We start from the raw sequence: 12,586 nt of genomic DNA on the forward strand, positions 1-12,586 counted from the left end.
GATTTCAGCGCTTGCTTCCGAGAAACGGGCAGTTTTCTGCCCGTTTTTTCGTTTTGGTATCCGTCTTTCGTTAACTCTCCGCGCCTATACTTCTGAAGACAGGAACAAAAAACGGGTTCTCCATGTTATCGGCAGCTCTTCTGGTCATATTTCCAATGCTCGTCGCGTTCGGCGGTGCCTCTGACTTGCTGACGATGACCATTCGGAACCGGGTTTCAATTCTCCTGATGGCGGGATTTGCTGCGTTGGCACTGGCAACAGGCCTGCCGCTTTCCGCCTGGGGTTCACACGCCTTGGGATTGCTGGTCGTGTTTCCTGTCTGCTTCGGCTTTTTTGCTGCAGGCTGGATGGGTGGCGGCGACGTGAAATTCATCAGCGCCATTTCCCTGTGGATCGGTTTTAGTCCGGAATTGGCAGGATTTGTCTTGCTGGTATCGACTTACGGTATGTTGCTGACCCTCGGTCTGCTTTTCATGCGCACGAGTCTCGTGCTCCCCGCTTCGCTGGCACGGCAGGAATGGCTAGCACGGCTTCACGATCAAAAAAGCGGCATTCCCTATGGGGTCGCCATCGCGGTCGCCGGGTTACAGATTTATCCCATGACGTCCTGGTTCCAGCAGATCAGTCAGGCCTACTAGACGTTCCCCATTCATTGCTTCAGGGCATCGCCGCCAACATTCAATGGATGCGCTCTAGAACGGTTTTCGATGTCGCCGGTTTCTTGGCTCTGACGGTCGGCACTTGAATTTCGGCATGGCCACTCGTGGCGCGCGCAGCTCAGACCAGCCTATTGAACGATCCTTTGGCTGAAACTGGCCCGTTTTCGAAAATACTCGAATTATCGGAAATTGCACAAAGCCAAACAGCATCGAGGATGGACTGGACGCCGCCTGTATTTGACGAGCCGCTCGATCTTGCAGCCTTCGGTCCTGATCAAGGACAAAACATCTTCTGCGCCGTGACATTGGTCGCTTTCCGGTTGTGAGCCCGGAAGGGAAGGGGACCGGCTCCTGTTTGCTCAATCGTTAATTCGAATCACTGGCAGCACTGAACGGTTGATTCGGCGGATATGCAGACCGTGGACAAGCGTCTCCGTACTCAAAGAAGGCTCGATTTACGAAAATTTCTGCATTCTGAACAGCATAGGTTCGGGTGCAGTAGCGGTGCGGCATCCGCGTGTATCCAGCGTCAAAAGCCGGGTTTTTCGCAAATTGAAATCGAATTAGGAAGGTTTTTAGTAAAGTTAACGGAAATTAACCAAAAACTTCTACTCCTGATTAACCATGTTTTGACCAATTACCCGTCATCCTGTCTTCAACAAACGCATCTGCGCACAGGATCATTGGATTTTTTGTCATGAAAGTCGCTCGAATCTTAGTATTGGTTGTCGCGGTGGTCGCCGGCTTGCTGGCATTTCGCATGGTCATGTTGTCGGGCGGTGGTGAACCGGCGCCGCAGATTGTCCAGGCACCCACAGAAACCAAGACAGCCCAGGTTCTTATCGCCGATGTGGATATTCCTCTCGGTGCGAAACTGACGAAAGAGAATTTCGACTGGAGCGACTGGCCCGAAGATGCGCTGCCGCGTGGCGCAGTGACCAAAGCAAATACTCCTGCCGCGCAGGAAGACTTCCTGGGGCAAATCGCCAAGGCGCCGATCTTCGCCGGCGAGCCGATCAGGCCGGAGCGGCTGATCAATACCGACAAGGGCTTCATGGCAGCCATACTTCCGAAAGGAAAACGCGCCATTGCCGTCAGGGTGGAGGAGGAAACGACCGCTGGTGGTTTCATTCTTCCCGGCGACAAGGTCGACCTGATCCTGACGCGCAGGTTTGACGAAGGCGCGGTCAGCGAGACCATCCTGGAAAACAAACGCGTGTTGGCGATCGACGCCACCACGGCAGGCGAACAGGACCAGAAGAACCTGTCTCCCAAGAAAACGGCGACTTTGGAATTGACGCTGGCAGAGTCGGAAATCGTTGCGCAGGCCCAGCAGACCGGGACGATTTCGCTGGCGCTGCGAAGTGCACAGGACTCGGCGGACGATGCCGAAGAAGACAAGAGCCGCCGCAATGACGTGAGTTACGTGAAATACGGCATCACAAGCAAGGCAATTGCGCCATGAAACCGGATCTGACGAGAACGTCCAGCATGAGGGGCGCGATGAAAAACTATATAATCAAATTTGCAGCTGTAGCTGCCATCTTCGGAGCGACATTTGGAATGTCGACGCCCGGGACACAGGCGCAGGAAAACTTTCCCAGCCAGATCCACGTCGCAGCTGGTGAACGTGCCAGCGGGCGTATCCTGAATGTCGGGATAGGGAGATCGGTTGTCATCAATCTGGCTGAAGATGCTGCCGACGTTCTGATATCCAATCCAGAAATCGCAGATGCGGTTCTCCGGACACCGCGCAGGATCTTCGTTCTTGGCAATTCTGCCGGTCAGGCGCGGCTTGTTCTTTTCAGCCGTAGCGGACGCGAGCTGGCGAGTTTCAACCTCCGTGTTGAAAACGACACTTCGGATCTGGCCCGGATCATCCGAAAACTCATTCCAGGCACGAACATCTCTGCAGAGTCGGTGAACGGTAACGTGATCCTGAGCGGGACAGCGAGAAGCACGCTCGAGGCACAGCAGGCCGCTGACATCGCGGCGAAGTTTCAGGGCGCAGGCAGCGCGACGGAAGTTGTCAATCTGATCTCGGTTCAAGGCAAGGACCAGGTCCACTTGAAGGTCACCGTGGCGGAAGTCGAGCGGTCGATTGTCAAGCAGCTCGGCGTAACCTTCAACGGCACCGTGGGCACCGGCAACTACACCCCCCGGTTTTCAAACGCCCCCGGGTTCAATGTGAACCCGTCGATTGTGAACCAGGCGGTCGCAGGCATCACGTTTGCAGCCGGAGCAGCCAATATCAATGCGCAAATCGAAGCGTTGCAGCGCGAAGGTGTCATCCGGACGCTGGCGGAACCTACGCTGACGGCGATCTCGGGTGAAAATGCAAGTTTCCTTGCAGGTGGCGAATTCCCGATCCCGGTTGCTCAGGACGACAACACCGTGAGTGTTGAGTTCAAGAAGTTCGGTGTGGGTCTCGATTTCACGCCTGTGGTCTTGTCGGAAGGACGGATCAGCTTGCGCGTCCTGACAGAGGTCAGCGAACTCAGCAACGAAGGCGCCGTAAGTGCCGGTGGCATCACCATCTCGGCCCTTAAGGTTCGCCGCGCGGAATCAACTGTGGAGTTGCCGTCGGGCGGCACTCTCGTGATGGCCGGATTGCTGCAGGAATCCTATCAGCAGTCGATGGAAGGCATTCCGGGTCTGATGCAGATCCCGGTCCTGGGCGCATTGTTCAAGAGCCGTGACTTTCTGAGGGACCAGACGGAACTGGCAGTATTCGTCACTCCCTACGTTGTTCGCCCCGTGGCGGCAAACAAGATGGTCCGGCCTGACAAGAACCTGTTCCCGCCATCTGACGCGGAAAGCATTTTCCTGAACCGGCTGAACAAGATCTACAACCCTGCGGGCGATGTGGCTGAAGGTGAATACCACGGCCAAGTCGGATTTATCTACAAGTGAGGACGGACGGATGAAGACGAAAAAAACGGTCCGGATATCAACCGTATCCAAATCCGCCCTCGTGATTGCCGGATGCCTCGTTGCGGTTGGTTGCCAGAACAGGAACCAGACAGATGCCGAAATGCTGGCATCGCACGACTATCGCTACAGGCATCCCATTGTCATCACCGAGGAACCGGAAACGCTCGATCTGCCGATCGGTCAGAACACCCGCAACCTGTATGGCCCGATTGAAGGCACGATAACGGCCTTTGCCGCCGAATCGCGCAGAAAGGGCAATGGGGCGGTTGAGATTCTGGTGCCCTCCGGCGGTGCAAACGAGGCTGCTGTTCATGCGGTCACGGGAGATATCAGGAACGCCCTGCAGCGCGGCGGTGTCAGCCGTTCGCGTATCTCTACCCGGACCTATGCCGTGCCGGACCCGAGCGCGGAGGCGCCGATCCGGCTGTCATATGCGGCCATGCAGGCGACCGCCGGACCATGCGGAGCCTGGCCGAAAAATATCGGCGGCGGCATAGGCGAAAACACCGAGTACGAAAACTTCGGCTGCGCAACGCAGTCCAACCTGGCGGCAATGGTCGACAACCCGTCCGATCTCATCACGCCAAGGGCATCTACGCCGTCCGATCAGGGACGGCGCGCCGTGGTTATTGAAAACTACCGAGAGGGTTCGGGAACCACGAGTAGCTACACTGAAGGTGTCGGTGCAGAGGTCTCAGAATAGGTGGAAGTATGAGCACGAACGCAGAATTGAAAGATACGCCGGGCTATCTCGATCCTATCTCGGAACCTGTTGAAAATCAGTATGCAGGGACCGAGGAAGCGGCGAAAATTGGTTCGGTACCTCGTATCACGGTGCATGGCTTCTGCCTGACAGATGCGACGATGCACATGGCCGAGACCGCCATGGAAGATCGCCGCATGGCGAAGGCGCATCTGAAGCTGGACATGGGTGGAATACCTGCGGCGATCGACATTTTCGCGCAGGCGCCGACACCGAACCTGATCATTGTGGAAACAAACGGGCAGAGGGAGGAACTTCTTTCCAACCTCGACCAGCTCGCCGAGTATTGCGATGCCGGTACCAAGGTGATCGTGATCGGAAATGTGAACGATGTTCTTCTCTACCGGGACCTGATCGCTCGCGGGGTCAGTGAATATCTGATCACTCCGGTCAATGTCTATCAGTTGATCGGCTCCATTGCCGAGCTGTATGCCGATCCGGAATCCGAACCGCTCGGCCGCACCACTGCCTTTTTTGGTGTCAAGGGAGGTTGCGGGTCTTCCACCGTTGCACATAACAGTGCCTGGGCGCTCGGACGCAACTTTCAGAGCGAAGTGGTCGTAACCGATCTGGATCTGCCGTTCGGAACGGCAGGACTCGACTACAATCAGGATCCGTTGCAAGGCGTTTTCGAGGCGATTTCGTCTCCGGACCGGCTCGATGAAACCTATCTCGACCGGATCCTTTCCAAGTGCAACGATCACCTGAGCCTGCTGGCGGCACCGGCAACCCTGGAGCGAACCTACGACCACAGTGAAAAGTCGTTCGAGCAGCTTTTTGAGACCATGCGCTCAAGTGTCCCGAACGTTGTTCTCGACGTTCCACACACATGGAACTCCTGGGTCAAGAACACGTTGTTGAACGTCGATGAGATCGTTCTGGTGGCCGAGCCGGATCTGGCCAACCTGCGCAACGCGAAAAATGCCGTGGACATGCTCAAGCAGCTACGTCCAAATGATCGCCCGCCCCATCTTGTCATGAACAAGGTCAACGTGCCCAAACGGCCGGAAATCAAGCCGGAAGAGTTTGCGGCAGCGCTCGGGCTGACTGTTCAGGCATCGATCCCGTTCGAGCCCCATCTTTTCGGAACGGCGGCAAACAACGGGCAAATGATTAGTGAAATGGACGGAAAACATGCCGTATCGCGCATGTTCGACGATCTGGCCAATGCGATTTCGGGCAAGGTGCAACCGGTCAAGATATCGCGGTCTCCTTTGGGCGGCTTCTTTACAAAACTGAAACGCAAGTCCGGTTGACTGGTTCGTAAGCGGAGCTGATAGATCGCTATGTTTGGAAGACGCGGTAACTCATCGTCTGGAGCTCAAAGCTCCCATCAGGGAGGCGTTCCCGGAGGCCTGCAGGAACGGCCTGCAGAACCTGAAACTCCGGTCCAGACCGTAGAGCAGGAAGCGCCACCTAAATCGGTGGAGAGCGAGAAACCGGCGGCTGCACCGGCTGCACCGGCCGCTACATCTGCGCCGGCTCCAGCACCGGAAGCACCGGCGACGGCACCTGCACCACGAAAGAAAAACAACGAGTATTACGAGACAAAGGCTCAGATCTTTAACGCACTTGTTGAAGCGATCGATCTGTCTCAGCTTGCGCGTCTCGACGCGGAAGACGCACGCGACGAAATTCGCGATGTTGTCAACGATATCATCGCGCTGAAAAACGTCATCATGTCCATCGCCGAGCAGGAAGACCTGCTTGAGGACATTTGTAACGACGTACTCGGATACGGGCCGCTGGAACCGCTGCTGGCGCGCGACGACATCGCCGACATCATGGTCAACGGTGCGCACACCGTCTATATCGAAACTGCCGGCAAGGTCGAACAGACCGGTGTGAATTTCCGCGACAATGCCCAGCTGATGAACATCTGCCAGCGCATCGTGAGCCAGGTTGGCCGCCGTGTCGATGACGCCAGCCCGATCTGTGACGCCCGTCTTCCCGATGGTTCGCGTGTCAACGTGATCGCACCGCCTCTTGCGATCGACGGACCCGCGCTCACAATTCGTAAGTTCAAAAAGGACAAGCTGACGCTCGATCAGCTCACAAAGTTCAACTCGATCACGCCGGAGGGGGCGACCATCCTGCAGATTATCGGCCGTTCGCGCTGTAACGTGCTGATCTCTGGCGGTACCGGTTCGGGTAAAACCACGCTTTTGAACTGCCTGACTGCCTATATTGAATCGACCGAACGTATCATCACCTGCGAAGACTCGGCTGAACTTCAGTTGCAGCAGCCTCATGTCGTTCGTCTGGAGACGCGTCCTCCCAACCTGGAAGGTCAGGGGGAAATCACCATGCGCGACCTCGTCAAGAACTGTCTGCGTATGCGCCCTGAGCGGATTATCGTGGGCGAGGTGCGTGGCCCGGAAGCCTTCGATCTGCTTCAGGCCATGAACACGGGTCACGACGGATCGATGGGAACACTTCACGCCAACTCTCCACGGGAAGCCCTGTCCAGACTTGAATCGATGATCACCATGGGTGGCTTCTCACTACCGTCCAGGACACTCCGGGAAATGATCGTGTCGTCAATCGACGTGGTTGTGCAGGCGGCGCGTCTTCGCGACGGTTCGCGCCGCATCACGCACGTGACCGAAGTCATCGGGATGGAGGGTGACATCATCACGACGCAGGATGTCTTCCTCTATGACATTGTCGGCGAAGATCCCAATGGCCGGATCATCGGTCGTCACCGCTCGACGGGGATCGGCCGGCCGAAATTCTGGGAGCGTGCGCGCTACTTTGGTGAAGAGTCGCGTCTTGCTCAGGCGCTCGATGCCGCCGAAGTGCCCGACTATGTAGGGGAATAAGAAGCGGATGTCCGGTTTAGAAGAATTCCTAACTCCACAGGTGACGGGTATTGCCGTTGCCGGCCTGGTCATGCTTGCGGTCGCAGGCGTGATTTTCAGTCTTTTCGCGCCGAGCCTGTCCGGAACGAAACGCCGGGACCAGCGAATGCAGGCTGTTGCCGCGCGTCCGCAAACAGAGAAGCAACGAAAACTGATACGTGACGACGACCGTCGCAAGAAGTCCATTCAGGATCAGCTCAAGGATTTTGAGGAACGGCAGAAGGCCAAGCACGACAGGCAGCAGAAAGTCCCGCTCAAAGTCAAGATGGAGCAGGCCGGCCTGGGCTGGGAAATGAAGCATTTCGTCATTTTCAGCATTGTATCCTGCCTGATTTTTCTCGTGATAGGTTTCCTTGCAAGCGGAAACATCTGGATTACCTTTGCCGCCGGTTTCGCCGGTGCGCTTGGTTTTCCGCGCTGGTATGTCGGCAACAAGCGTAAGCGCCGTTTCAACAGGTTCCTGGAGGAACTGCCGAACGGGGTGGACATCATCGTGCGCGGTGTGAAGGCAGGTTTGCCGCTCGGCGATTGCATCAAGGTGGTTGCCCGTGAATCCCGCGAACCCGTGGCAACCGAATTCCGGAAAATCACCGAGACCCAGATAATGGGTGTATCGCTGGCGGAAGCCGTTGCAAAAATGCCGGAACGTGTGCCTTTGGCGGAAGCGAATTTCTTCGCGATCGTTGTCGCCATTCAGCAAAAGGCCGGTGGCGGCCTGGCCGAAGCACTTGGAAACCTGTCGAAGGTATTGCGCGGCCGCAAGGCACTGAAGGGCAAGATCAAGGCACTGAGTTCGGAAGCAAAATCCTCTGCCATGATCATCGGTGCCATGCCGTTCGGTGTCGGAGGCATCATCTTCCTGATCGCGCCCGACTACATCATGATGCTGTTCAATACCACGGCCGGCAACATCATTATCGCTGGCTGTCTGTTCTGGATGTTCATCGGCGTGATGGTCATGCGCCACATGATCAACTTCGACTTCTAGGGGGGCGGCATGGATCTCGAAACCATCGCATCGAGTCAATTTCTGGCAGGTCTGCTCGCAATGATCGCGGTGACCGGAACGATCTTTTCGCTCGTTGCGCCGATCCTGTCCCGCGATGTGCTGAAGTCACGCATGAAAACGGTCGCGATTGAACGCGACAAGCTTCGTGCCAAGGAGCGGGCGCGTCTTCAGTCGAACCCGCAGGATGCCCGCGCATCCCTCAGGAACCAGCCGAAAGCCCAGATGAAGAGCCTGGTCGACCGGCTCAACCTGAAGGAAATGCTCTCCGACGAGCACACGATGGATAAGTTGAGAATGGCCGGGTATCGTGGCTCTGCACCGCTCTACTACTTCCTGACTGCGCGTATCGCACTGCCGGCCATCATTCTGGTGATTGCCCTTTTCTATGCCTTCGTCGTCATACCGGATTTGTTGCCGACTGTTGCCAAGGTATGCCTTAGTATCGCGATTGCCGGCATCGGAGCCTTCCTTCCCAATCTGTTTTTGAAAAACAAGATCGACAAACGCAAACTCAACATTCAGCGTGCCTGGCCGGATGCATTGGATTTGATGCTGATCTGTGTTGAATCGGGCATGTCCATTGAAGGTGCGTTCCAGAAAGTCGCCGAAGAAGTCGGCGTTCAGTCCGTGGACCTCGCCGAGGAACTGTCCTTGACGACTGCGGAGCTCTCCTATTTGAGCGAACGGCGCGGCGCTTATGAAAACCTGGCCAAGCGCACCGGCGTCGATGGTGTGAAGAACGTCATGATGGCACTCATTCAGGCGGAACGCTACGGTACACCGGTTGGAACCGCGATCCGTACGATGGCGGACGACACGCGCGAGCAGCGCATGTTGTTTGCCGAGCAGAAGGCTGCATCGCTTCCGCCCAAACTCACCGTACCCATGATCCTGTTCTTCCTGCCGGTTCTGTTTTTCATCATCATGAGCCCCGCCGTCATGCAGGTTATGGAACTCGACAGTTTCTGAGGCAATCGCCGGCGACAACGGCGAATGGCCGGAAGTCTGACCGAACAACAAGAAAGCCCCCTTCGATCGTTTCGGATCGAAGGGGGCTTTTTCATTGATTGGCAAGGGCTGCAGCGGCCATCATGAGGCTTGCAAGCTGGCGTTGGGTGGCGACAACATCGGGTCGTGGGAGTTTGCAAAAGAAGGAACCAGGCATGATCGAGGCCCCTCCACTTCTAACCGTCAAGGCTTCAATGAAACGGCCGACAGAAGCCCAGACCGCTTCCTTTCAGGGGGTGCCGACAGGGTTTGTCGTCGACGCTCTTTATGGCGGCGGTGCATTGTCGCAGAATATTGGCCCACTCGGCGATGGTCGGGATGTGCACTGCGTGGCGGCTGGACCGGCGCTTACCGCGGATTGCGGTGCGGCCGACGTCCTTGCTGTCTTCGCCGCACTGAAATTCATTCAGCCCGGTGATATCGTCGTTTCGTCGTTTGCCAATCACTCCGGCTGTGCAGCCGGCGGAGACGGCTTGGTCGGCATGATGAAGAATTGTGGCGCAGCAGGGTTCGTTACCGATGGGCCGATGCGTGATTATTCCGGAATGGTTCGGGTAGGGTTGCCGGTCTGGTGCACCGGCATAACACCTGCGTCACCGCATATGTCAGGTCCCGGTTCCGTCGGGTATCCGATACAGATCGGTGCACAGGAAGTCGAAACCGGTGACATGATCGTGGCCGATCAGGACGGGGTTGTTGTTGTCCCGTTCGAACGCCTCGACGAAGTCATCTCGAACCTTGAAAGCATACGTGTCTCGGAGCAGACCCAGGATGCCAGGGTCGCAGCAGGAATGCGCATGCCTGAGTGGGTGGAGGAACTGCTGGAAAGCGACCGGGTCGTCGTCAGGGATTGACGCTGCCCGCTGACCGACCGATGGGCGTTCGCGGCGTGGGGACAGACCTGGTCTGTCAGCAAAGTGCTCGTTTTGCTCCCGCCATGGATCCCTTCCAGGCAAAGCAGGGAGGGGGATGATTCAGCCCTGGCTTCAGCCGCGCTGACGGGTCTGCATCATGTCGCGCAGGTATGCGATGTTCGCTTGTGCCTGTCGAGGGTCCAGTTCCGCAGTGGCAACTTCGACCGCTTCCTCGAATTTACCCTGTACGCCAAGTACAAGGGCAAGATTCTGGCGAACACGGCTGTCTGCATTCGGCAGACTGGCGGCGCGTCGCAAATTGTATTCTGCGTCCGGCAGCTTGTTGGACAACAGGTAGGACAGCCCGAGATTATTGAGAAGGCTGGGGTCGTCCGGAGCAATCTTGAGAGCCTGCTTGTAAAGACTGCGAGCCTTCTCGTGGTTGCCGGTCTGATCATAGATAGCCGCTTCGGCCGACATGATTTTCCAGTCCGGCATATCCGGCCGCTGCGCCCGCCTGAGGACATTGAGGGCTTCGTCGAAGCGCCCGTTCATGGCCAGTATCTTGCCATAGGCGGATGCAATTTCGCGATCTTTCTGATGGGCAATCACACCGGACCTGAGAACGGCCAGGGATTGTTCGATCTGGCCATTCTGGCTCAAGGCGTTGGAATATCCGAGGATCGCTGTCCGATTGCTGCGGTCCTTGTCGTATCTCTTTGCCCATTTGCCGACTTCCGCCCGCGCTAGATTTGAACCGGGGGAAACCGAATGGCTGCCGGAGGCAGGAGAGTAAGTCCCGGTGTTGGACTTGTTGGAGGCGCATCCGGTTACCAGGACAAGGGCCGTCATGGCAACAAGCGCAGAGGCCACTCTGGTGCGGCGTGATACGGATCCGATTCTGGGCGCTTGCATTTTCAACATCCTTGTTGTCCGCAGCAGTAAAGATCTCCTAGAGAAATAGATAATTAACCCTAATGGATGGTTAAGCACCGTTGCGAATTGCAAGATTTACAGAAGCTCTACACGTCGTATTGCGTCTTCCGGCAAGGCGGCTTACCTGTTGAACCACATTGTTCCAGTCAACGGAGTGCTGCCTGTGCGCGAAATCCTCGTCCGCAATACCGATTTGTCCGAAGCAACCCCCATTCTCGCTGTCACGGAAGCCTCGCTTGCCGAAGTTCTCGCCGGGCTCGGGCAGAGTGCCGGGAATTGGTGCGCCATCAACGATTTCAGCGGCAAGCCCTCCTCGTGTTTGCTGATCCCGTCTGCAGAGGGAAGCGGAGCGACAGTTCTTTTCGGTGTGGAGGAGACGGGATTGCCGCATCCCTTTGCCCTTGGGGCCATTGTCGGCAGCCTGCCGAAAGGCGATTATAGCCTCGCAGACGGCTTTCCGGATCCGGAGCAGGCAGCACTCGGATTTGCGCTGTCGGCCTACCGTTTCGAACAGTATGTTGCTCCCTCCCGGAAGATCCGCAGGCTCGGCGTTGGCAAGGACGTCGACCTCGACAGGATCGGCATTGTCCTCGATGGCGTGAAACTGGCACGGGATCTCATCAACACCCCGGCAAACGATCTGGGGCCTGAGGAACTGGCTGCTGCTGTCGCGGCGCTTTTCGACAAGCATGGCGGAGCCGGGCGTGTGGTTGTTGGTGAAGACCTTCTCGACGAGAATTTCCCGATGGTGCACGCGGTTGGGCGTGCAAGTTCCAGAGCACCCCGCATCGCTGATTTTACCTGGGGAGAGGCGTCAAATCCCAAGGTTACCCTGGTCGGCAAAGGTGTCATCTTTGATACAGGCGGTCTGAACCTGAAGCCGGGGTCTTCCATGTCGTTGATGAAAAAGGACATGGGCGGCTCAGCCAATGTTCTTGGCCTGGCCTCGATGATTATGTCGGCAAAACTGCCCGTTCGACTTCGGGTCATCGTTCCGTGTGTTGAAAATGCGGTCTCCGGGAATGCCTTCCGGCCGGGCGATATCCTCTCAAGCCGCAAGGGATTGAGCGTGGAAATCGGCAATACAGATGCCGAAGGCCGTCTGATTCTGGGAGATGCGCTTGCATTGGCGGACGAGGAAAGTCCGGATCTGCTGATCGATATGGCAACCCTGACCGGAGCAGCGCGCGTCGCGCTTGGTCCGGATCTGCCGCCGTATTACACACATGACGAAGGTCTTGCCGAAGACATTGCCGTCATGGCGGAAGCCGCGGCCGATCCCTTGTGGCGTTTGCCGCTCTGGCAGCCATACATGAAGTATCTCGACAGCAAGGTCGCCGATATCAATCACATCAACACCTCAGGCGCGGGATTTGCCGGCTCGATCACGGCAGCCCTGTTCCTGTCCCGGTTTGTTGAAAACACGGAGAGCTGGATCCATTTCGATATATTCGGCTGGACACCGGCTGATAAACCGGGGAAACCCGCCGGTGGCGAAGCACAAGGTATCCGCTGCCTGTTTGACCTGATATCCGAACGCTATTCGTCAGCACAATAACGGG

The 12,586-nt window shown here is 56.9% G+C and carries 11 protein-coding genes; 10 read left to right on the forward strand and 1 reads right to left on the reverse strand.

Annotated elements, in window-relative coordinates; genetic code table 11:
- Positions 1-122: 122 nt before the first annotated feature.
- The 9 genes from ACO6TI_RS11225 (at position 123) to ACO6TI_RS11265 (ending at position 10,088) form a co-directional block, all read left to right on the forward strand.
- Positions 123-638, forward strand: a complete 516-nt coding sequence (locus ACO6TI_RS11225) for an A24 family peptidase (protein WP_104704696.1) — start codon at positions 123-125, stop codon at positions 636-638.
- Positions 639-1,356: 718 nt separating this feature from the next.
- Positions 1,357-2,124 carry a Flp pilus assembly protein CpaB gene (gene cpaB, locus ACO6TI_RS11230; protein WP_104704698.1) on the forward strand — a complete coding sequence of 256 codons (768 nt, stop codon included), beginning with the start codon at positions 1,357-1,359 and terminating at the stop codon, positions 2,122-2,124.
- 38 nt (positions 2,125-2,162) lie between these two features.
- Positions 2,163-3,572, forward strand: coding sequence for a type II and III secretion system protein family protein (locus tag ACO6TI_RS11235; protein ID WP_208992853.1), 1,410 nt, complete (start codon positions 2,163-2,165; stop codon positions 3,570-3,572).
- A 10-nt stretch (positions 3,573-3,582) separates the two neighbouring features.
- A complete protein-coding gene (locus ACO6TI_RS11240) occupies positions 3,583-4,296 on the forward strand; it encodes a CpaD family pilus assembly protein (protein ID WP_029062288.1) in 714 nt (237 codons plus the stop codon).
- An 8-nt stretch (positions 4,297-4,304) separates the two neighbouring features.
- The gene (locus ACO6TI_RS11245) at positions 4,305-5,612 is read left to right on the forward strand and encodes an AAA family ATPase (protein WP_082442955.1); all 1,308 of its coding nucleotides are present in this window, start codon (positions 4,305-4,307) and stop codon (positions 5,610-5,612) included.
- Between the two features lie 30 nt (positions 5,613-5,642).
- Positions 5,643-7,178, forward strand: a complete 1,536-nt coding sequence (locus tag ACO6TI_RS11250) for a CpaF family protein (protein ID WP_209013519.1) — start codon at positions 5,643-5,645, stop codon at positions 7,176-7,178.
- A 7-nt stretch (positions 7,179-7,185) separates the two neighbouring features.
- The gene (locus tag ACO6TI_RS11255; protein ID WP_055120052.1) at positions 7,186-8,205 is read left to right on the forward strand and encodes a type II secretion system F family protein; all 1,020 of its coding nucleotides are present in this window, start codon (positions 7,186-7,188) and stop codon (positions 8,203-8,205) included.
- Positions 8,206-8,214: 9 nt separating this feature from the next.
- Positions 8,215-9,195 (forward strand): type II secretion system F family protein, encoded by a 981-nt coding sequence (locus ACO6TI_RS11260; protein ID WP_055120050.1) that lies wholly within the window; start codon positions 8,215-8,217, stop codon positions 9,193-9,195.
- A 194-nt stretch (positions 9,196-9,389) separates the two neighbouring features.
- On the forward strand, positions 9,390-10,088 hold the full coding sequence (locus tag ACO6TI_RS11265; protein ID WP_055120401.1) for an RraA family protein: 699 nt from the start codon (positions 9,390-9,392) through the stop codon (positions 10,086-10,088).
- 132 nt (positions 10,089-10,220) lie between these two features.
- Here ACO6TI_RS11265 and ACO6TI_RS11270 read toward each other — a convergent pair whose 3' ends face one another.
- A complete protein-coding gene (locus ACO6TI_RS11270; RefSeq protein WP_055120400.1) occupies positions 10,221-11,003 on the reverse strand; it encodes a tetratricopeptide repeat protein in 783 nt (260 codons plus the stop codon).
- Positions 11,004-11,187: 184 nt separating this feature from the next.
- Here ACO6TI_RS11270 and ACO6TI_RS11275 point away from each other — a divergent pair, with 184 nt between their 5' ends.
- Positions 11,188-12,582, forward strand: a complete 1,395-nt coding sequence (locus ACO6TI_RS11275; protein WP_422384951.1) for a leucyl aminopeptidase family protein — start codon at positions 11,188-11,190, stop codon at positions 12,580-12,582.
- Positions 12,583-12,586: the final 4 nt, after the last annotated feature.

Source organism: Roseibium album (assembly GCF_965233825.1).
Classification (GTDB): domain Bacteria; phylum Pseudomonadota; class Alphaproteobacteria; order Rhizobiales; family Stappiaceae; genus Roseibium; species Roseibium album.